This is a genomic window from Arenivirga flava (genome assembly GCF_030161575.1).
GTDB lineage: Bacteria > Actinomycetota > Actinomycetes > Actinomycetales > Microbacteriaceae > Arenivirga > Arenivirga flava.
The window spans coordinates 3,000,443-3,021,028 of sequence record NZ_BSUL01000001.1; the positions used below are offsets into that span (position 1 = coordinate 3,000,443).

At 71.5% G+C, this 20,586-nt stretch carries 18 protein-coding genes, 1 tRNA gene and 1 pseudogene; 15 read left to right on the forward strand and 5 right to left on the reverse strand.

Going from position 1 to position 20,586, the window contains the following annotated elements; all coding sequences use genetic code 11:
- The first annotated feature begins 17 nt into the window (after positions 1–17).
- Complete coding sequence (locus tag QQK26_RS14780; RefSeq protein WP_284234124.1) at positions 18–1,676, forward strand: ABC transporter ATP-binding protein; 1,659 nt, start codon at positions 18–20, stop codon at positions 1,674–1,676.
- 151 nt (positions 1,677–1,827) lie between these two features.
- The gene (locus QQK26_RS14785) at positions 1,828–2,217 is read left to right on the forward strand and encodes a PH domain-containing protein (RefSeq protein ID WP_284234126.1); all 390 of its coding nucleotides are present in this window, start codon (positions 1,828–1,830) and stop codon (positions 2,215–2,217) included.
- A gap of 33 nt (positions 2,218–2,250) precedes the next feature.
- Here QQK26_RS14785 and QQK26_RS14790 read toward each other — a convergent pair whose 3' ends face one another.
- Positions 2,251–3,060 (reverse strand): CPBP family intramembrane glutamic endopeptidase, encoded by an 810-nt coding sequence (locus QQK26_RS14790; protein WP_284234128.1) that lies wholly within the window; start codon positions 3,058–3,060, stop codon positions 2,251–2,253.
- 95 nt (positions 3,061–3,155) lie between these two features.
- Between QQK26_RS14790 and typA the strand changes: the two genes are divergently transcribed.
- The 11 genes and pseudogenes from typA to QQK26_RS14845 all read left to right on the forward strand — a co-directional run bounded on the left by typA (position 3,156) and on the right by QQK26_RS14845 (position 13,775).
- Complete coding sequence (typA, locus tag QQK26_RS14795; RefSeq protein ID WP_284234130.1) at positions 3,156–5,060, forward strand: translational GTPase TypA; 1,905 nt, start codon at positions 3,156–3,158, stop codon at positions 5,058–5,060.
- Positions 5,061–5,161: 101 nt separating this feature from the next.
- Positions 5,162–5,638: a hypothetical protein gene (locus QQK26_RS14800; protein ID WP_284234132.1), complete on the forward strand. Its 477-nt coding sequence runs from the start codon at positions 5,162–5,164 to the stop codon at positions 5,636–5,638.
- On the forward strand, positions 5,635–6,072 hold the full coding sequence (locus QQK26_RS14805; RefSeq protein WP_284234134.1) for a hypothetical protein: 438 nt from the start codon (positions 5,635–5,637) through the stop codon (positions 6,070–6,072). The genes QQK26_RS14800 and QQK26_RS14805 overlap by 4 nt, the downstream gene beginning before the upstream one ends.
- Positions 6,073–6,133: 61 nt before the next feature.
- Positions 6,134–6,454, forward strand: coding sequence for a ferredoxin (gene fdxA, locus QQK26_RS14810; RefSeq protein WP_284234136.1), 321 nt, complete (start codon positions 6,134–6,136; stop codon positions 6,452–6,454).
- A 2-nt stretch (positions 6,455–6,456) separates the two neighbouring features.
- Positions 6,457–7,546: pseudogene (gene dapC, locus QQK26_RS14815) on the forward strand (succinyldiaminopimelate transaminase); the annotation flags it as partial.
- A 125-nt stretch (positions 7,547–7,671) separates the two neighbouring features.
- Entirely contained in the window at positions 7,672–8,958 is a 1,287-nt protein-coding gene (locus QQK26_RS14820) for a citrate synthase (RefSeq protein ID WP_284234138.1), read from the forward strand.
- A gap of 39 nt (positions 8,959–8,997) precedes the next feature.
- The gene (locus tag QQK26_RS14825) at positions 8,998–10,044 is read left to right on the forward strand and encodes an Rv2578c family radical SAM protein (protein WP_284234140.1); all 1,047 of its coding nucleotides are present in this window, start codon (positions 8,998–9,000) and stop codon (positions 10,042–10,044) included.
- A gap of 84 nt (positions 10,045–10,128) precedes the next feature.
- A complete protein-coding gene (locus QQK26_RS14830; protein WP_284234142.1) occupies positions 10,129–11,379 on the forward strand; it encodes a sensor histidine kinase in 1,251 nt (416 codons plus the stop codon).
- Complete coding sequence (locus QQK26_RS14835; RefSeq protein WP_284234144.1) at positions 11,376–12,530, forward strand: hypothetical protein; 1,155 nt, start codon at positions 11,376–11,378, stop codon at positions 12,528–12,530. The genes QQK26_RS14830 and QQK26_RS14835 overlap by 4 nt, the downstream gene beginning before the upstream one ends.
- Positions 12,517–13,182 carry a LuxR C-terminal-related transcriptional regulator gene (locus QQK26_RS14840; RefSeq protein WP_284234146.1) on the forward strand — a complete coding sequence of 222 codons (666 nt, stop codon included), beginning with the start codon at positions 12,517–12,519 and terminating at the stop codon, positions 13,180–13,182. The genes QQK26_RS14835 and QQK26_RS14840 overlap by 14 nt, the downstream gene beginning before the upstream one ends.
- Positions 13,182–13,775 (forward strand): thymidine kinase, encoded by a 594-nt coding sequence (locus QQK26_RS14845; RefSeq protein ID WP_284234148.1) that lies wholly within the window; start codon positions 13,182–13,184, stop codon positions 13,773–13,775. The genes QQK26_RS14840 and QQK26_RS14845 overlap by 1 nt, the downstream gene beginning before the upstream one ends.
- A 57-nt stretch (positions 13,776–13,832) precedes the next feature.
- On the opposite strand, the gene QQK26_RS14850 is transcribed toward QQK26_RS14845, so the two are convergent.
- From QQK26_RS14850 to QQK26_RS14860, 3 genes are all read right to left on the reverse strand, one after another.
- A tRNA-Pro gene (locus QQK26_RS14850) sits at positions 13,833–13,909 on the reverse strand.
- A gap of 62 nt (positions 13,910–13,971) precedes the next feature.
- Complete coding sequence (locus tag QQK26_RS14855) at positions 13,972–14,904, reverse strand: metallophosphoesterase (RefSeq protein ID WP_284234150.1); 933 nt, start codon at positions 14,902–14,904, stop codon at positions 13,972–13,974.
- Positions 14,901–17,522 (reverse strand): transglycosylase domain-containing protein, encoded by a 2,622-nt coding sequence (locus tag QQK26_RS14860; RefSeq protein WP_284234152.1) that lies wholly within the window; start codon positions 17,520–17,522, stop codon positions 14,901–14,903. Before QQK26_RS14860 ends, QQK26_RS14855 begins: the two co-directional genes overlap by 4 nt.
- Positions 17,523–17,573: 51 nt before the next feature.
- Between QQK26_RS14860 and sp36 the strand changes: the two genes are divergently transcribed.
- Both sp36 and QQK26_RS14870 read left to right on the forward strand, forming a co-directional pair.
- The gene (gene sp36 / locus QQK26_RS14865; protein WP_284234154.1) at positions 17,574–17,732 is read left to right on the forward strand and encodes a Sp36 family protein; all 159 of its coding nucleotides are present in this window, start codon (positions 17,574–17,576) and stop codon (positions 17,730–17,732) included.
- Positions 17,729–18,196 carry a RidA family protein gene (locus tag QQK26_RS14870; RefSeq protein ID WP_284234156.1) on the forward strand — a complete coding sequence of 156 codons (468 nt, stop codon included), beginning with the start codon at positions 17,729–17,731 and terminating at the stop codon, positions 18,194–18,196. The genes sp36 and QQK26_RS14870 overlap by 4 nt, the downstream gene beginning before the upstream one ends.
- A 62-nt stretch (positions 18,197–18,258) precedes the next feature.
- On the opposite strand, the gene acs is transcribed toward QQK26_RS14870, so the two are convergent.
- Positions 18,259–20,220: an acetate--CoA ligase gene (acs, locus tag QQK26_RS14875; protein WP_284234158.1), complete on the reverse strand. Its 1,962-nt coding sequence runs from the start codon at positions 20,218–20,220 to the stop codon at positions 18,259–18,261.
- Positions 20,221–20,586: the final 366 nt, after the last annotated feature.

The following is a 20,586-nucleotide window of genomic DNA, read 5'->3' on the forward strand; positions in this document are numbered from 1 at the left end:
ATCGGACGGAACACTCCATGAACCAGCCGCTGCTGAGCATCCGCGGCCTCAAGGTCGCCTTCGGCACGGGCGCCAAGCAGCGCGAGGTGCTGCACGGCGTCGACCTCGACGTCTTCCGTGGCGAGACCGTCGCGATCGTCGGCGAGTCGGGCTCCGGCAAGTCGACGACGGCGGCCGCGGTCATCGATCTGCTGCCCGGTACGGGCTCGATCACCGCGGGCAGCATCACGCTCGACGGTCAGGAGCTGACCACGATCGGCCGCCGCGAGATGGAGGCCCTCCGCGGCCGCCGCGTCGGCTACGTGCCCCAGGACCCGATGTCGAACCTCAACCCGGTGTGGTCGATCGGCTTCCAGGTCAAGGAGGCCATCAAGGCCAACGGCCTGGCGACCGGGCGCAAGGCCGTCGAGGCACGAGCCATCGAGGTGCTGCAGCAGGCGGGTCTGGCCGACGCCGAGCGGCGCCTGCACCAGTTCCCGCACCAGTTCTCGGGCGGCATGCGCCAGCGCGCGCTCATCGGCATCGGTCTCGCGGCCGACCCCGCCCTGCTGATCGCCGACGAGCCGACGAGCGCGCTCGACGTGACGGTGCAGCGGGTCATCCTCGACCACCTGTCGACCCTCACGCGGGAGAAGGGCACCTCGGTGCTCTTCATCACCCACGACCTCGGCCTCGCAGCCGACCGCGCGGACCGCATCATCGTGATGAACCAGGGCGAGATCGTCGAGTCGGGCCCGAGCCGGGCGATCCTCGAGAGCCCGCAGCACCCGTACACGCAGCGCCTCGTCGCAGCGGCGCCGAGCCTGGCCTCGCAGCGCATCCAGGCCAAGGCGGAGGCGAGCGGCATCGAGACGACGACCGAGGTGCTGCAGGAAGCCCCGGCCGTCGTCGAGGTGCGCGACCTCGTGAAGGACTACAAGATCCGCCGCGGCGGCTTCCGCAGCGAACCCTTCCGAGCGGTCGACGGCGTCTCCTTCTCGATCCCCAAGGGCAAGACGCTGGCGCTGGTCGGCGAGTCCGGCTCGGGCAAGTCAACCGTCGCGAAGATGGTGCTGCAGCTCGAGCAGGCCACGAGCGGCTCGATCCTGATCGACGGCGTGGATGCGACCACGCTCTCGAGCAAGCAGGTGTTCGACCTGCGAGGTCGGATGCAGCCGGTCTTCCAGGACCCCTACGGCTCGCTCGACCCGCTGCGCTCGATCGGCGCGCTGATCGCCGAACCGCTCGTGGTGCACAAGCTCGGCGACGCCGAGTCGCGCCGCCAGCGCGTCCTTGAGCTGCTCGACCAGGTCTCGCTGCCGCGCGAGCTGGCCTCGCGCTACCCGAACGAGCTCTCGGGCGGTCAGCGCCAGCGCGTGGCGATCGCCCGCGCGCTCGCGCTCAAGCCCAGCATCGTCGTGCTCGACGAGGCGGTCTCGGCGCTCGACGTGCTCGTGCAGGATCAGATCCTGCAGCTGCTCGCCGAGCTGCAGGCCGAGCTCGGCCTGACCTACCTGTTCATCACGCACGACCTCGCCGTCGTGCGCGTCGCGGCCGACCTGGTCTGCGTCATGGAGCAGGGGCGCGTCGTCGAGCAGGGCGCGGTGGACGAGATCTTCGCGCGTCCGCAGCAGGAGTACACCAAGCGGCTGCTCGCCGCGATCCCGGGCGCGTCCGTGGAGTACGGCGGCCGATGACCGATCGCCCACCGCACCCGTCGGCGGCGGGCCGGACCATCCGCGGCACCGCGGGTCCCGTCTGGCTCGTCGTCGTAGGGGTGCTGGTGCTCGGGCTCCTCATCGACGTGCTCGTGCGGGGGAGTCTCCTCGACGCACTGCTGATCGCGCCGTGGCTGCTGCTGCCCGTCTGGGCGGTCTGGGCGTTCCTCGCATCCCCCGAGTCTTCGCCGACGGCGAGGGCATCGCGGTGCGCAACCCGCTGCGCACCACCAGCGGCCCGTGGGCGTCGGTCGACGACCTCCGTATGCGCTGGCAGGCGGAGGTGGTCTTCCATGACGGCCGTCGGGTGCAGGCCTGGAGCATGGCGGCCCGCAAGGCGAATCCTCGCAACCCCGAACAGCCCGCCGAGCGCGAGCTCGAGATCCTGCGCGAGCTGCGCGAGGCGGCCGCGCCCAACGCCTCGGCCCCGGTATCGTCCGTCCGCTGGAACGCGGACGTGCTCCTCGGGCTCGCCGCGCTCGTGGTCTGGGCGGCGATCGCCGTCGCGGTCACGCGCTGACCGCATCCGCTCGTCCCTCGCGGACCCGCCCGCTCAGCCGCCCGACGGCAGCCCGAACAGCTCCGGCCACGCCGCCGCCGCGAACGGGTAGCCCACGAAGACGACCAGGTCGATCACGAAGTGGGCGATCACGAGCGGCAGCACCCGCCCATAGCGCTGGTAGAGCCAGCCGAAGAGCACGCCCATCGCGACGTTGCCGAAGAACGGCCCGACGCCCTGGTACAGGTGGTACGAGCCGCGCACGACGGCGCTGACGCCGATGACCGCCCAGGCGCCCCAGGCGAGCTGGCGCAGGCGCGCGAAGAGGTATCCGACGACGATGAGCTCCTCGATGAGGGCGGCGCGGGCGGCGACGAGCACCATCACCGGCACGGTCCACCAGTACTGGTCGATCGCCGTGGGCACGACCGTGGTCGTCAGGTCGAGCGAGCGGCCGACGAGGTAGACGACCAGGCCGGGGATGCCGACGGCGAAGGCCAGTGCGACGCCCCAGAGGGTCTGCCGCCCCCAGTGGCGCCGCTCGAGGCCGATGACGCTCAGGTGCGGGCGATCCCGTCGCCAGAAGAGGTAGAGCACGAGGGCCACCGGCATCAGCCCGAAGGCGATCGAGACCAGCTGGTAGGCGAGGTCGAAGAGCGGACGCTCGTCGTACGACCGCGTGATGGTCGCCGTCTGCTGCGACAGCGCCACCTCCATCGTCAGGCGGTTCACGATCGTGATGATCGAGTTGAACGTCGAGGCTCCGAAGGCGATCGCCAGCACCACCAGCAGCTCGAGGCCGAGACGGCGGCGATCGTAGGGATCGGCGACGACGGGGAGCAGCGGATGCCGGAGGCGGGCCATGCGCGGATGGTACCGCTCGCGCGCGCGGTAGACTCTGAGTCTCCGGGGTGCTCCGTCGCGCCCGAATCCCTTACTCAAGTCTCGAGGACACCTCCATGGCCCGCGCCCTCCGCTCCGACCTGCGCAACGTCGCGATCGTCGCCCACGTCGACCACGGCAAGACCACCCTGGTCGACGCCATGCTCAAGCAGACCAACTCCTTCGACGCCCACTTCGAGGCCGAGGACCGCATGATGGACTCGAACGACCTCGAGCGCGAGAAGGGCATCACGATCCTCGCGAAGAACACCGCGGTGCGCTACGAGGGCGAGCACGCCACCGAGGGCCCGATCACGATCAATGTGATCGACACCCCCGGCCACGCCGACTTCGGCGGCGAGGTCGAGCGCGGGCTGAGCATGGTCGACGGCGTCGTGCTGCTCGTCGACGCGAGCGAGGGCCCGCTGCCGCAGACCCGCTTCGTGCTGCGCAAGGCGCTCGCCGCCAAGCTGCCCGTCATCCTGCTGGTCAACAAGACCGACCGCCCCGACGCCCGCATCGTCGAGGTCGAGGGCGAGGCGCAGGACCTGCTGCTCGGCCTCGCCAGCGACCTCGCGGACGAGGTCGAGGACCTCGACCTCGACGCGATCCTCGACGTGCCCGTCGTCTACGCCTCGGGCCGTGCCGGCGCCGCCAGCCGCAACCGCCCTGAGAACGGCACGCTGCCGGACAACGACGACCTCGAGCCGCTCTTCGAGGCGATCCTCGAGCACGTGCCGGCCCCCGAGTACGACGACGAGCACCCGCTGCAGGCGCACGTCACCAACCTCGACTCGAGCCCCTTCCTCGGCCGCATCGCGCTGCTGCGCATCTTCCAGGGCGAGCTCAAGAAGGGCCAGACCGTGGCCTGGGTCAAGCACGACGGCTCCGTCGCCAACGTGCGCATCACCGAGCTGCTCATCACCAAGGCGCTCGAGCGCTTCCCCGCCGAGAAGGGCGGCCCCGGCGACATCGTCGCGATCGCCGGCATCGAGGACATCACGATCGGCGAGACCATCGCCGACCCCGAGGACGTGCGCCCGCTGCCCGCCATCACGGTCGACGACCCCGCGATCTCGATGACCATCGGCGCCAACACGAGCCCGCTCGTCGGCAAGGTCAAGGGCCACAAGCTCACCGCCCGCATGATCAAGGACCGCCTCGACCGCGAGCTCATCGGCAACGTCTCGATCAAAGTCGTCGACACCGGCCGTCCCGACGCGTGGGAGGTGCAGGGCCGCGGCGAGCTCGCGCTCGCCATCCTCGTCGAGAACATGCGCCGCGAGGGCTTCGAGCTCACCGTCGGCAAGCCGCAGGTCGTCACCAAGGAGATCGACGGCAAGGTCCACGAGCCGTACGAGCACCTGACCATCGACACCCCCGAGGAGCACCTCGGCGCGATCACCCAGCTGCTCGCCGCCCGCAAGGGCCGCATGGACAACATGTCCAACCACGGCACCGGCTGGGTGCGCATGGAGTTCATCGTGCCGAGCCGCGGCCTCATCGGCTTCCGCACCGAGTTCCTCACCATCACCCGCGGCACCGGCATCGCCAACGCGATCTCGCACGGCTACGAGCGCTGGGCGGGCAACATCGAGACGCGCGTCAACGGCTCGATCGTCGCCGACCGGATGGGCGTCGTCACCCCCTTCGCGATGATCAACCTGCAGGAGCGCATGAACTTCTTCGTGCAGCCCACCCAGGAGGTCTACGAGGGCATGATCGTCGGCGAGAACTCGCGCGCCGACGACATGGACGTGAACATCACCAAGGAGAAGCAGCTCACCAACATGCGCTCCGCTACGGCCGACAACTTCGAGAAGCTCGTGCCGCCGCGCCAGCTCACCCTCGAGGAGTGCCTGGAGTTCGCCCGCGAGGACGAGTGCGTCGAGGTGACCCCCGAGGTCGTGCGCATCCGCAAGGTCGAGCTCGACGCGAACGCCCGCGCCCGCGAGGCGTCGCGCCGCAAGAAGCAGAGCTGATCCGCTGAGCAGGGGGCGTCGGACCGATGGTCCGGCGCCCCTTCCGCATCCCCGGTCGCTACACTGACCGCGCCCCGACCGCCCCGTCCCGAGGAGCCCCGATGCCCCGTCGCGCCCGCGCGATCGCGCCCGCCGTCCTGGCGCTCGCGCTGCTGCCCGTCCTGACCGCCTGCTTCCCGAACCCGTTCTTCGATCCGCAGCAGGCGGCGGAGGACGCGATCGAGGAGGCCACGGGCGGGGACGTCGACTACGTGCAGGGCGAGCTGCCGCAGGGCTTCCCCGAGGCGGCCGTTCCGCTCGCCGAGGGCGAGCTCGGCATGGGTGTCTACCTCGGCGGAGGCGGGGCCGGAGGCTGGCAGGTCTCCGTCACGCCGACCGATGTCGACGCGGCCATCGCCACGCTACGGGCCGACTTCGAAGCTGCCGGCTACACGACGGTGAACGAGGTCACCGGCGAGGCGTACTCGGCGGTCTTCAGCAGCACCGAGTACCTGGTGCAGGTCAACCGCGACGGCGACGCGCTCACCTACCGCGTCGGCGATCCGTCGGCCGCGGGCTCGGAGGAGCCGGCGGCATGAGCGAGCCCGCCGCCGACGGACTGTCCGCCCCCATCCGCTTCGCCGACCTCGACCGGCCCGGTCGCGTGCTGCTGACCGCCCTCGCAGGCGTGCTCGGCGCCGCGGCGGGCCTGCTCGGCACCCTGCAGCACCTCGCAGTGCTCGAGATCGGCGCGGTGCCCATCCGCTTCGGCATCGCCCTCGCCTTCGCGGTCGGCCTGCTGCTGCTCGTCGGCCTGCGGGGCACGATCGACGCGCGTCTGCCGGTGGTGGTCGCCGCGGTCTGCCTCGGTGTCGTGGTGGTCGCCGCCCAGCTGCCCAGCCCGGCCGGCACCGTGCTCATCGGGGTCGAGGCGCTCTCGCAGGTGTGGGGCTTCGGCATGCCGGTGCTCGCGCTGCTCGTCGCCGCCTGGCCCCGCTTCGCGCACACGCCGCGTCCGGACGGCGGGGTCTGACCTCGCAGCTGCGCGACGGTAGGATCGGGGCACGCCTCGACCCTCGAGAGGAACCCCCGCTGTGACCTATGTGATCGCCCTGCCGTGCGTGGACGTCAAGGACCGCGCCTGCATCGACGAATGCCCCGTCGACTGCATCTACGAGGGCGATCGGATGCTCTACATCCACCCCGACGAATGCGTCGACTGCGGTGCGTGCGAGCCGGTTTGCCCGGTCGAGGCCATCTACTACGAGGACGATCTGCCGGACGAGTGGGCCGACTACTACAAGGCCAACGTCGAGTTCTTCAGCGAGATCGGCTCGCCCGGCGGCGCCGCCAAGCTCGGCGCGGTCGACCACGACCACGCGCTCGTCAAGGCGCTCCCGCCCCAGGGCGACTGATCATGGCGCTCGCGCTGCCGGACTTCCCCTGGGACACGCTCCGGCCGCTCGCCGCGCGCGCCCGCGAGCACGTCGACGGCATCGTCGACCTCTCCGTCGGCTCACCGGTCGACGCCACGCCGCAGGTGATCCGCGATGCGCTCGTCGCCGCGACGGACGCGCACGCCTACCCGGCGACGGTGGGCACCCCCGCGCTCCGCGAGGCGATCGCCGCCTGGTTCGCGCGGCGGCGCGGCGTGCCCGGCCTCGGCGCCGAGCACGTGCTGCCGACGATCGGCTCGAAGGAGTTCATCGCCGGGCTGCCGTTCCAGCTCGGCCTCGGGCCCGGCGACGTCGTCGTGCACCCGGCCACGGCGTACCCGACCTACGCGATCGGCGCCCTGGCGGTCGGCGCGACGCCGCTCGCGAGCGACAACCCGGCCGAATGGCCCGAGGCGACGAAGCTCGTCTGGCTGAACAGCCCCGGCAACCCCGACGGCCGGGTGCTCGGCGTCGACGAGCTGCGCGCCGCCGTCGCCCGCGCCCGCGAGCTCGGGGCGCTCATCATCGGCGACGAGTGCTACGCCGAGCTCGGCTGGACGGGGAGTGGGCGCACCGCCCGACCCCTGCATCCTCGATCCCGAGGTCGTCGGCGATTCGGTCGACGGCGTGCTCGCCGTGTACTCGCTCAGCAAGCAGTCCAACCTCGCGGGGTACCGCGCCGCGTTCGCCGCGGGCGACCCCGGCGTGCTCGCCGACCTGCTCGAGGTGCGCAAGCACCTCGGCCTGCTGCCGCCGGCCCCCGTGCAGCACGCCATGACGGTCGCGCTCCGGGATGACGAGCACGTGGCCGAGCAGCGCCGCGTGTACGCGTCGCGACGGGCGGTGCTCGAGCCCGCGCTGCGCGAGGCGGGCTTCCGCATCGACCGCAGCGAGGCGGGGCTCTACCTGTGGGCGACGAAGGACGACGACGCCTGGACCACGCTCGCCGAGCTCGCCGAACTCGGCATCCTCGCGGCGCCCGGCACCTTCTACGGGGAGGGATCGGGGCGGCACGTGCGGGTGGCGCTCACCGCGAGCGACGAGCGCATCGCCGCCGCGGCCGCTCGGCTCCGGCGGAAAGCGGATTCTCCGCTCCCAGGGGTCACCCCTAGGCTGGTCGAGCGGTCATCGACGGGGAGCCACGAACCCCCGGTGCGGTGCCGGATGCGAGTCCATCACACACCTGAGGAGGCGAAGTGAGCGGTGACGGCGAGAAGGCCTTCCTGCAGTTCCCCGGAGGAACGGCCGAGTTCCCGATCCTGGGAGCCGCCGACGGCGCAGCCAGCATCGACTTCTCGACGCTGACGAAGCAGACCGGCTACACGGCCCTCGATTACGGGTTCGTCAACACCTCGGCGACCCGCAGCGCGATCACCTACATCGACGGCGATGCGGGCATCCTGCGCTACCGCGGCTACCCGATCGAGCAGGTCGCGGCCAACTCGACCTTCCTCGAGGTGGCCTGGCTGCTCATCTACGGCGAGCTGCCCACGCCCGACGAGCTGCAGGGCTTCGACGAGCGCATCCGCCGGCACACCCTCCTCCACGAGGACATGCGCCGCTTCTTCGACGCGCTGCCGCACGACGCGCACCCGATGTCGGTGCTCTCCTCCGCCGTCTCGGCGCTGTCGACCTACTACCAGAACTCGCTCTCGGTGCGCGACCCGGAGCAGGTCGAGCTGTCGATGATCCGCCTGCTGGCGAAGCTGCCTGTCATCGCCGCGTACGCGCACAAGAAGAGCCTTGGGCAGGCGTTCCTGTACCCCGACAACTCGCTGAGCTTCGTCGACAACTTCCTGCGACTCAACTTCGGCACGCTCGCCGAGCCCTACGAGGTCAACCCGGTGCTGAGCAAGGCGCTCGACCGCCTGCTGATCCTGCATGAGGACCACGAGCAGAACGCCTCCACCTCGACCGTGCGCATGGTCGGCTCGACCGAGGCGAACGTCTTCGCGTCCATCTCCGCGGGCATCAACGCGCTGTACGGCCCGCTGCACGGCGGCGCCAACGAGGCGGTGCTGGGCATGCTGGCCCGCATCCGCGACTCCGGCGACAGCGTCGCCCAGTACGTGGAGCGGGTGAAGAACAAGGAGGACGGCATCCGCCTCATGGGCTTCGGTCACCGGGTCTACAAGAACTACGACCCGCGCGCCAAGCTCGTCAAGGAGAGCGCCAACGAGGTGCTCGCCGACCTGGGTGTCAAGGATCCGCTGCTCGACATCGCCATGGAGCTCGAGCAGATCGCCCTCGACGACGACTACTTCAAGGAGCGCAAGCTCTACCCGAACGTCGACTTCTACACGGGCGTCATCTACAAGGCCATGGGCTTCCCGCCCCGCATGTTCACCGTGCTCTTCGCCATCGGCCGTCTGCCCGGCTGGCTCGCCCACTGGCGCGAACTCAACCAGGACCCGGCCACGAAGATCGGCCGCCCGCAGCAGCTCTACACCGGAGCGGCCGAGCGGGACTGGCCGCAGCGCTGACGACTTGACCCGTGTTCGAACGTGTGTTCGAATGACGGGATGCGGTGGAGCGGGCAAGCGGTCGAGGCCGCCTCGGCGACGGGGCTGATCGGCGTGTCCGGGCTCGTACGCAGCGTGCGCACGCCCGAGTTCGCCGGCATGACCTTCCACGAGGTGCTCGCGAAGAGCGCGCTCAACCGCGTGCCCGGCCAGAGCGCGATGCCGTTCGGATGGACGGTCAACCCGTACCGCGGATGCTCGCACGCGTGCGTCTACTGCTTCGCGCGCAGCACGCACCGCTACCTCGATCTCGACGCCGGTGCCGACTTCGACAACGAGGTGGTCGTCAAGGTGAACGTCGCCGAGGTGCTGCTCGCCGAGGTCGCGAAGCCGAGGTGGGGGCGGCACCCGGTCGCGCTCGGCACCAATACCGATCCCTACCAGCGGGCCGAGGGGCGCTACGCGCTCATGCCGGGCATCGTCGAGGCGCTCGCCGGCAGCGGCACACCGTTCTCCATCCTCACCAAGGGCACGCTGCTGCGGCGTGACCTGCCGCTGCTCAAGGCGGCGGCGGAGCAGGTGCCGGTCGACCTGGCGATGTCGATCGCGATCTTCGAGGACGAGCTGCAGCAGTCGATCGAGCCCGGGACGCCCAGCACGGCAGCGCGGCTCGCGACCGTGCGCGCGGCGACCGAGGCGGGCTTCGACGTGTCGGTGTTCCTCATGCCGGTGCTGCCGTACCTCACCGACACCACGACGCACCTCGACCGTGCCTTCGCGGCGATCCGCGAGTCGGGGGCCAGCTCGGTCAGCTGGACGGCGCTGCACCTGCGCCCCGGTGCCAAGGAGTGGTTCCTGCAGTGGATCGCCCGCGAGCATCCGGAACTGGCCGGACGGTACCGCGCCATGTACCGGGACAGCCCGTACGCCCCGAAGGACTACCGGCGCTGGCTGCGCGAGCGCGTCACGCCGCTGCTGAGCCGGCACGGGCTGACGCGCCGTGAGGAGGACCCGTCCACCGGGGGCGTGCGCTCGACCGCCCTCGGCCGGGTCGCCGTCGAGGCGCTGCGCGTCGCCGAGCCTGCACCCCGACCGACCCTGTTCTGACGACCCGACGCCCCCGGTCTGGGGTGCGCGGAGCACCGCGGCTGTACCCCAGAATGGTGCCGTCGGGAGGAGGTGCGCAGCGCGATGACCTTCGGCCTCCCACCCCATCTCAGCGGACCGGCGACCATCCAGGCGTACAGCCGGGCGACGAAGACCATCGCAGCCGTGCTCCTGATCGGTGCGCTCTGCAGCCTCGCGGCGCTGCAGTCGGCGGCGCCGGACGCGGTGCTCTGGCCCGCCGCCCTGGCGCTCGTACCGATGCTGGGCCTGCTCTGGTACGCGCATCGGCACCGCAGCGGCTTCGCGGCGGCGGCCTTCCTCGGGCTCGGCGCGGCCTGCCACTACGCCCACGCCCTCGTGCTCTTCGCCGCTCTGCGACCGCACGTCGGCGACGACATCGATGCGGTCGTCCTGCCGCAGATCGCCCTCGTGCTCGGCGGGGGCGCCGGGGCGGGACTGCGCTCGAGCGTGCTGTGGGCCACCGGCGGCTTCGTCGCCGCCGGCCTCACCACCTCGCTCGCCGTGGCGCAGACGGGCGGGACCCCGCGGTTCGCGGTCGTGGCCTGCTCCGCGCTGGTCGCCTACGCCGGGCTGCTCGCGATTCTGTGGTACGACGTGCGCCGCACCGGCGAGGCCCGGCCGCGGCTCTACCAGGCGGTCCGCGAGCAGCGGCTCGCGGATCTGCGCGCCAACGCCGAGCAGCGGGCGGCTGCGGTGCTGCACGACACGGTGCTGGGCCATCTGGCGGCCGTCGCGGCGGCGCCCGACGGGCGGCTCGACCCGGCGCTGGCGGACCGCATCCGCTCGGACCTGATCGCGTTGGTGGGGGAGGAGTGGCTGCAGTCGGCCACGCAGCGCGAACGCAGCACCGCCGCGCGGTGGCGCAGCGGCGAGCTCGGCCGCACCATCGACGAGCTGCGTGCGGAGGGACTCGACGTGCAGGTCTCCGGCGATCCGCACGCCACCGACCTGCTCGATCCGGAGCGCGCGACCGCGCTCGTGCAGGCGGCGCGCCAGTGCCTCGTCAACGTGCACCGGCACGCCGGCGTCGACCGCGCCGAGCTCACCATCCAGGTCTCCGACGACGACGTGTCGGTCCTGGTGGTCGACGCGGGCCGAGGGTTCGCGGTCGGCGAGACCGGAGCGGACCGCCTCGGCCTGCGGACCTCGGTGGCGCAGCGGATGGAGGCGGTCGGCGGTAGCGTGCGCGTCTGGTCGAGTCCCGGCAACGGCACCGCGGTGCTGATCTCGGCGCCCTTGGCGGACGCGGGCGACGCGCGCCACCCCCGTGAGCGGATGCACGACGGTTCGGCAACCGCCGGAGGCATCGGATGACGCGACGTTCGTCGTCGCCCTCCAGCGGCGCGGAGGGGCTGTGGGATCCGCTCTCCCGGATGGACGGCGGCTCCTTCGTCGTCACGGGGGCCGTCTGGGCGTTCGGCTTCGTCGTCGTCATGACGTTCGCGGGCGCACGGCAGATCGACGTACCGCTCCTCGCCGCCGTCGCAGTGGTCACGGGCGGCGCCGCGCTCGGCGTGCTGGTCCACGCGACGCGTCCGGGCGCACCGGTCGTCACGACCGGTCGGCATCTGGTCATTGTGGCGCTCGCACTGGCCGCGGCAGCGCTGGCCGCCGCGGCCGGCTGGTCGTGCAACAGCAGCCTGCGGGACGACTGGGGGCCCGTGCTCGTCGGTGTCGTCACGATGCTGCTGGCCATGCACCGTCCGCCGCGAGAGCTCGTGGTCGTGGGCGTCGGTGCGGGTCTGCTGATCGGAGCCGTGACGGTGGGGCAGGTGCTCGCCTCCGGCGCCGATCACCGCCAGCCGCTCGTCGCCCTCGCGCTGCAGACGCTCGTGCCGGCGATCGCGCCGCCGCTCGGCGGAGCCGCGTTCGGCAGCTCGCTCATCGCCGCGCTCGCGCGCTGGCGCGCGCGTTCCAGCAGCGAGCACCGCGCCGAGGTCGCGGGTCTCGACGCAGGCATCGCCCGCTCCGTGCAGCAGGGGCACGTCAGCCTCCTCAACGCGGCGGCGGTGCCGTTCCTCTCCGGGCTCCTCGAACGCGAGGAGGTGCGCCCGCAGGACCGCGCCGAGGCGGACCGCGTCGCCGCATCGGTGCGCCGTCACCTGCTCCACGACGCGGATCGCACCTGGCTCGACGTGCTCCTCGCCGAGAACGGCGGCGCGCCGCTCGACGATCCGGGCCGGCCGGCTGCCGCCGTGCCGGAGGAGGAGCGCGCGGTCCTGCGCGCGCTCATGCGTCTGCTCGTCGAGCAACCCGAGTACGAGGCGGGCAGCCTGGCCGCGACGGTCGTGCCGCGCGGCGAGGGGTTCGCCGTGCGCGTGACGGCCACCGCGCACACCTCCGAGCAGCGGATCCAGCACGCCGCCGCTCCCTATCTCGCCGCGCTGCGCAGCCGCGGCGCCGACGTGCACCTGGACCTGGACGCCCCGAGGGTCGCAGTACAGTTGAACCATGGTGGGGGCTGACGTGGTGACGACGGATGCGGCGCCGGTCACGTTGTCGCTGCTCGACGACCACGAGGTGCTGCTCGACAGCTTCACCTCCTGGGTCCGCGAGCACGCGACGGACTTCGATCTCGTCCTCAGCGCCAGCACGTGGTCGCAGTTCGTGCACAGCGCGGCGTTCCCCACGCAGCTGGTCATCCTCGACTTCCAGCTGCGCGAGCAGGTCTCCATCGAGGCGCGGGTGCGCACCTGCCGCGCGGCCGGAGCCAAGGTCATCGTGCTCAGCGGGCTGGACTCGCAGGAGGCGCGCGATCGCGCGCTCGACGCGGGCGCGGCTCTGTTCCTCTCGAAGTCGATGCCCCTCGCCGAGGTCATGGACGCGGCGCGCCGCCTGATGGGCCGTGCCGGCCGGACCCGCGCCGTGGCGCCGGCCGACGAGCCCGCGGAGGCCCCGCTGCACCGCCCGCGGCTCAGCCAGGGCGAGCAGTCGGCGCTGACGCTGTACGCGCTCGGCAACTCCACGCAGGAGGTCGCCGACCAGCTCAACGTGCAGTACGAGACGGCGAAGACCTACCTGCGCCGCGTGCGGGAGAAGTACGCGAAAGCGGGCCGCCCGGCGAGCCGCAAGGCGGAGCTCATCCGTCGGGCCGCCGAGGACGGCTACCTGCGCTGATGGCCAAGCTGTACTTCCGATACGGCGCCATGAACAGCGGCAAGAGCACCGCGCTGCTGCAGGCCGCCTACAACTACGAGGAGCGCGATCAGCACGTGCTGCTCGCGAAGCCGGCGATCGACAGCAAGGGCGGCGGCTCCATCGTGAGCCGCCTGGGCGTCACGCGGGAGGCCGACTTCACCATCGCCCCGGGCGAGCGGATGCGTGAGGCCTTCCTGCGGGAGCGCGCGTCCGCCGAGCAACCCGTCGCCTGCCTCCTCGTCGACGAGGCCCAGTTCCTCGGCGAGGAGCAGGTGGACGACCTGCTCCGCATCGCCGTCCTGGACGGCGTGCCGGTGCTGGCGTACGGCATCCGCACCGACTTCCGCACCAGGGCGTTCCCGGGCAGTCGCCGGCTGCTCGAGGTGGCGCACTCGTTGGAGGAGCTCAAGACCATCTGCCGGTGCGGTCGCAAGGCGGTCTTCAACGCGCGGCGGTTGGGGGACCGGTACGTCTTCGACGGTGGTCAGGTCGCCATCGACGGCGTCGAGGTGGCGTACGAGTCGCTCTGCGCCCAGTGCTACCTGCGGGAGTCGGGCGGCGTGCTCGCGTAGCCGTCGCACGACGACGAAGGGCCCGTGACCGCCATGCGGTCACGGGCCCTTCGATGCTGGTCGGGGTGACAGGATTTGAACCTGCGACCTCCTCGTCCCGAACGAGGCGCGCTACCAAGCTGCGCCACACCCCGTCACCGCGGCGAACCGTGGCAACCGGTCCAGCATACAGGATGCGGGAGGGGCTCGCTGACGCTCAGTCGATCCGCGGCACGAGATCGATCACGACGGCCTCCGGCGGGCAGGCGAAGCGCACCGGGGCGTAGATCGAGGTGCCGACACCGGCCGAGACGTTCAGGTAGGCGGCGTGCTGGGCGCGGGTCCAGACGTGCATCCCACGGGCCATGGAGCGCGGCAGATCGCAGTTCGTCACCAGGGCCCCGACGCCCGGCGCGCAGACCTGACCGCCGTGGGTGTGGCCGGCCAGGATCAGCTGCGACCCGTTCGTCGTGAGCGAGTCGAGCGCGCGCACGTAAGGCGCGTGCACGACGCCGATGCTCAGCGTCTCCGGACCCTCGTCATCGCCCTCGCGCAGGGCCTCGAGCGCCGACGGCACGAGGTCGAGACGGTCGCGGCGCAGGTGCGGGTCGTCGAGGCCGACGAACTCGATCAGCCGGTCGCCCACGGGCAGCAGGGCCGCCCGGTTGTTGAGGCCGACCCAGCCGAGGCGCTCGTAGACCGCTTCGAGCGCCGCGGTGTCGAGGTGCTCCGGCTCGCGGTGCTGCCTCGACGGGCCCGAGAAGTAGGTGAGCCAGCTCTTCGGCTTCGGCGCGAAGTAGTCGTTCGAGCCGTGCACGTACACGCCCGGCACACCGGCGAAGACCTCGAGTGCTCGACCCACGGCTGGCACCGCGTCGCGATGGCCCAGGTTGTCGCCGGTGTCGACCACGAGGTCGGGCTCGAGCTCGGCGAGCGAGCGCAGCCAGTCGATCCGGTGCTCCTGCCAGGGGGCCAGGTGCAGGTCGCTGAGGTGCAGGATGCGCAGCGAGGGGCTGCCGGGCGGCAGCAGGGCGACGGTCTCCCGACGCACGGTGAAGGCGTTGCGCTCGACGAGCGCGCCGTAGGCGAGCATGCCGCCCGCCAGCGCCGCGGCACCGGCCGCCACGGCGATGCCGTGGCGGCCGGTCATGCTGCGCTCCGAGAGTCAGTCCTCGTCATCGTCCGGGCCTCCCGGTGGGGCGCCGTTGCCAGGGCCGTCGCCGCCCCCTGACCGCTGCTGACGATGATGGTCACCGCGTCGCCGAGTCCGACGTTCTGGCCGGCCGCGGGGCTGGTGCCGATCACCTGGCCCTGCGGCACGTCCGCCGAGGGCTGCGTGACCGGCGCGCCGGCGATGTTCGTGAATCCGGCGGACTGCAACGTTGCTCGTGCCGCATCGAAGCTCGCGGCGCCGGCGACGTCCGGCATGGTCGTCTGGCTGCCGTCGCTGGGGCGTACCGTGATCGACGTGCCGCGCGAGACGGTGGCTCCGGCGCCGGGTTCGGTGACCGCGACGCGACCAGCCTGCTCGGTCGAGGCGATCGGGTCGCCCAGCGTGTAGCGGAGTCCGAGGCTCTCGAGCAGCGCCTGCGCCGCAGCCGGGTCCTGGCCGACGAGCTCGGGGACGGTCTCGACGTCGCCGCGCAGGGCCTGGTCGGTCGGACCGGCCCAGTCGTCGCCGCCGAAGGCCTCGGTGGCGTACCGGAAGACGTCGCGGGCGACGTACTGGCCGAGGATGCGGTCGCTGACCCCGAGCGGGTTGCTGTACTGGCGGTTCAGCTTGGTCGAGCCGCTGATGTTGCCGGTCCAGGAGGCCGTGGCGAGCTTGCTCGAGGCCATGGCGATCCAGTTCTGCACGTAGTCGTCGGCCGTTCCGGTCTTCGCGAACAGCGGCACGCCGTTGCTCACGTTCGCAGCCGTACCGGTGCCGGCGGTGAGCACCGGCTTGAGGGCGTGGATCGCGGCCTGGGCGACCGTCGGATCGAGCACCTCCTGGCAGTCCGCCTGCGGCACCTCGACCTCGGTGCCGTCGCTCGTGGTCATCCGGTCGATGACGATCGGGTTGCAGTGGGTGCCGTTCGCCGCGAGCGTGGCGAAGGCGTTGGCCATGCTGAGCGGCGCGATCGTGTTCGTGCCGAGGATGGCGGCCGGGTTCTGCTCGAGCGCCTGGTAGCCGTTCGCATCCGCTCGCTGGTCGCCCGTCGCCACCGCGGCGCGGTGGACGCCCATCGCCTCGGCGGTCTCGGTGATGTCGCACATGTCGAGCTGCTGCGCCATCGTCGCGAAGGTGGTGTTCGCGGACTGCTGGGTCGCCTGCATCACCGACATGTAGGGCGCCATCGACGTGTAGTTCTTCGGGTTCCAGTCGTCGACGCCGCTGCCGAGGCAGCGGTTCGCGAAGCTCGAGCCGGGGTAGACCTGGCGGCGCGAGTCGACGACCTCGTTGAGCCCGCGACCGGCCTTGAGCCAGTCGACGAGCACGAAGACCTTGTAGGTCGAGCCGGACTGGAAGCCCGTCGAGCCGCCGTAGTTCTGGTCGGTGTTGAAGTTGACCGAGGTCTCCGACTCGCCGGCGTTCGAGGTCTCGTTGAAGTTCTTGTTCTGCACGAGGTAGCGCACGCGGCCGGTGCCGGGCTCGATGCCCGAGCTGGCGGAGCCGAGCCGGTAGCCGCTGCCCTCCTTGGGCACGTACTCGTCCATCGCCGCCTGGGCCGCGCCCTGCAGATCGAGGTCGATCGAGGTGTAGATGCGGTAGCCGCCGGTGCGGAAGTTGTACTGGCGCTCCGCGGCGCTCTCGCCGAACGTCGGGTCGTTCTCGATCGTCTTGCGCACGTAGTCGCAGATGTACGGCGCGGTCGAGTTCATGCAGCCGTTCTGCACGGGCTGGATGTTCAGCGGCACCACGACGTCCTTGATGCCGTCGTAGGTGGGCTGATCGATGTAGCCCTCCTCCAGCAGGTTGCCGAGCACGTACTTGCGGCGGCTGTCGTTGGGCGCCGGGTCCTCGCGGTCGGGCAGGTTCAGCGTGGGCGCCTGCACGATGGCCATGAGGGTCGCGGACTGGTTGTAGTCGAGGTCGGCGGCGTTGACGCCGAACCAGTACTGCGCGGCCGTCTGGATGCCGTAGAGGTTCGAGCCGAAGGTGGCGATGTTGAGGTACGCCGCGAGGATCTCGTCCTTCGAGTACTGCTGCTCCAGCGAGATGGCGTACTTCATCTCGGCGAGCTTGCGGTCGACCGTCGTGACGGTCGCCTGCTCGTAGAGCTCCTTGGCCTTCTCGGGATCGCTGCTGGCGTAGCGCTCCGACTCGGTGACGAGGAGGTTGCGCACGAGCTGCATGGTGATGGTCGATGCGCCGGCGTCGCTGCCGCCGGTGACCTGACCGACCGCGGCGCGCAGCACGGAGGGCAGGTAGACGCCGCCGTGCTCGTAGAAGTGGGGGTCCTCGGCCGCGACGGCGGTCTGCTTGACCGCATCCGACATCTGGTCGAGCGGCACCTCTTCGCGGTTCTGCTCGAAGATCGTCGCGATCTGCACGTCCTGGCCGCCCTGCTGGGCGTAGATCTCGGTGCGCTGCGACTGGTCGGTGATCTCGATGAAGTCGGGCAGCTCATCGAAGATGTCGATCGTGCTCGCGGCGGCGACGCCGGTCACGGCGATCGCCGGAGTCATCAGGGCCGCGACCAGCAGGCCCGCGACGGCGCTGAAGCCGAGGAAGCCTGCCGTGGCGCCGAGCACGCCCGACGGCCTGTTCTTCTGAGGGGACATAGGCTCGATGGTAAGCGATCCGCGAAACACCAGAGCTGAATGGAACACCATATGCCCCGCTGGGAGTACGTCACTACGCCCCTGCTCGTACACAACGAAGCCGCGATCCTGAACAATTGGGGGTCGGAGGGGTGGGAGCTCGTGACGATCATGGCCGGTCCCGCCGGCGGCCCGGTCGCCGTCCTCAAGCGCCCCGTCGCGGAGGCATGAGCGTGGGCCGCATCGACGACCGCCTCGCGGAGCTCGGACTGACCCTGCCGAAGGCCCCAGCGGCAGCGGGCGCCTACCTGCCCGCCGTGACCTCCGGCAGCCTGCTCTACACCGCCGGCCAGGTGCCCTTCGTCGACGGAGCCTTCCCCGCGCACGGCAAGGTCGGCGCCGAGGTGGACGCCGAGACCGCCAAGTCGCTCGCCGCGGTCTGCGCCCTCAACGGCCTCGCTGCGGCCGCCGAGCTGCTCGGCTCGCTCGACCGGGTGACCCGGGTCGTGAAAGTCGTCGGCTTCGTGGCGAGCGATCCGTCCTTCACCGGGCAGCCCGGCGTCATCAACGGCGCCTCCGAGCTGCTCGGCGAGATCTTCGGCGAGGCGGGGCAGCACGCCCGCTCGGCCGTCGGCGTCGCGGTGCTGCCGCTCGACGCGCCCGTCGAGGTGGAGCTCGTCCTCGAGTTCGTCTGAAGAGTTCGCCCGAGCGGATGCGAGAGGGCCGTCGCCGGCATCGGCGGCGGCCCTCCGTCGCCTCAGCCGGCGCGCATCCCGCTCTCGATCGTGCGCATCACGCCGGTGTCCGCGAGCGTCGTCGTGTCGCCGACCTCGCGGCCCTCGGCCAGGTCGCGCAGCAGCCGGCGCATGATCTTGCCGCTGCGGGTCTTGGGCAGCTCGGCGACCACGTGCACGCGGGCCGGCCGGGCGATGGCGCCGATGCGGTCGGCGACGTGGGCCCGCAGGACGGGCGAGGCATCCGCATCCGCCAGATCCGCAGCCGCGCGCAGGATCACGAAGGCGACGACCGCCTGACCCGTCGTCTCATCCGTCGCGCCCACGACCGCCGCCTCGGCGACGGCCGGATGGGCCACGAGCGCCGACTCGATCTCGGCCGTCGAGAGCCGGTGCCCGGACACGTTCATGACATCGTCCACGCGGCCGAGCAGCCAGAGGTCGCCGTCCTCGTCGAGCCGCGCCCCGTCGCCGGCGAAGTAGCGGCCCGGGAAGGCCGACCAGTACGTCTCGCGGAAACGCTCGGGGTCGTTCCAGATCGTGCGGGCCATCGACGGCCACGGCTCGGTGACCACCAGCAGGCCGTCGCCACCGGCCGGTGCCGGCCGACCCGACTCGTCGAGCACCGCGATCGCGATGCCCGGGATCGGCGTCTGCGCCGCACCCGGCTTGGCATCGGTGATGCCGGGGATCGGCGAGACCATGATCGCGCCGGTCTCGGTCTGCCACCAGGTGTCGACCACGGGCGTGCGCCCGCCGCCGATGACCTCGCGGTACCAGAGCCAGGCCTCGGGGTTGATGGGCTCGCCGACGCTGCCGAGCAGGCGCAGGCTCGTGAGGTCGTGCGCGTCGGGGATCGCGCGGCCGGCCCGCATGAAGGAGCGGATCGCGGTGGGCGCCGTGTAGAGGATCGTCACGCCGTACCGCTCGATGATGCTCCACCAGCGCCCCGGATCCGGGCTGTCCGGAGTGCCCTCGTACAGCACCTGCGTGGCGCCGTTGGCGAGCGGACCGTAGACGACGTAGCTGTGCCCGGTGATCCAGCCGACGTCGGCGGTGCACCAGTAGACGTCCCGCTCAGGATGCAGGTCGAAGACGGTCCGGTGGGTGAACGCCGCCTGGGTGAGGTAGCCACCGCTCGTGTGCAGGATGCCCTTCGGCCTCCCGGTCGTGCCGGACGTGTAGAGGATGAAGAGCGGATGCTCCGCGTCGAACGCGCGGGCGTCGTGCGTGGTGTCCATGGCCGCGATCTCCTCGTGCCACCAGAGGTCGCGCTCCTCGGCCCAGTCCACGTCGTTGCCGCCGCGGCGCACGACCAGCACATTGCGCACCGTCCGCTCGCCGGGCAGCTCGAGGGCCGCGTCCACCACGGGCTTGAGCGGCGCGACGGCGCCCTTGCGCCAGCCGCCGTCCGCGGTGATGACCAGCACCGCGCCGGCGTCGTCGATCCTCGCCCGCAGGCTCTCCGCGCTGAAACCGCCGAACACGACCGAGTGGACGGCGCCGATCCGCGCGATGGCGAGCATCGCGATCACGGCCTCGGGGATCATCGGCAGGTAGACGGCCACGCGGTCGCCGGCGCGCACCCCGAGATCGGCCAGCAGGTTCGCCGCGCGGCTCACCTCGCCGAGCAGCTCCGCATAGGTGATGGTGCGCGTGTCGCCGGGCTCGCCCTCCCAGTGCAGCGCCACGCGATCGCCGTTCCCGGCGACGACGTGGCGGTCGACGCAGTTGACGGCCACGTTCAGGCGGCCGTCGGCGAACCAGCTGGCGTGCGGCGCATCCGTCCAGTCCAGCACCTGCGTGAAGGGCCGCTCCCAGCGCAGCGCGCGGGCCTGCTCGGCCCAGAACGCGAGGCGGTCGCGATCCGCCGCCTCCGCCAGCTCCGGACCCGCGATCGCGTTCCTGCGGAAGGCCTCGGAAGGCGGGAACCTGCGCTGCCCTCCCTCGGCTCCGGCGATCGGGTCGGTGGGTGCGTCGGTCATCTCGGATGCGCTCCTCGCGTCGTTGCGTGGCGGCCGTGGCGGTTCGGGTTCGGCCGTCCTGCCGAGCGTAGACCCGCGCTCGGGGGCCGGTGCGGCTTTTCGACGAGGGGAGTTGCGCGGCGGGGGTGCGCGGGGTACAGTTGGCGAATCGGATGAAATACTCCGGTCGCGACGGCCGTGATTCCCCCAATCCGCCGTCGCCGTGGCGGCGCCGGTTCCCCCAACTGGCGCCGCCCCTCTTCGTTTAACGGGCTGGTCGCGCCGCACGCTGGAACAGTGTTCCAGTGTGCCGGGGCGCTTTCGAGGCGAGCGCCGGATCGGTCGGCGCACGCGACAGGTGGCGGCTAGAGCGACAGGCGTCGTGCT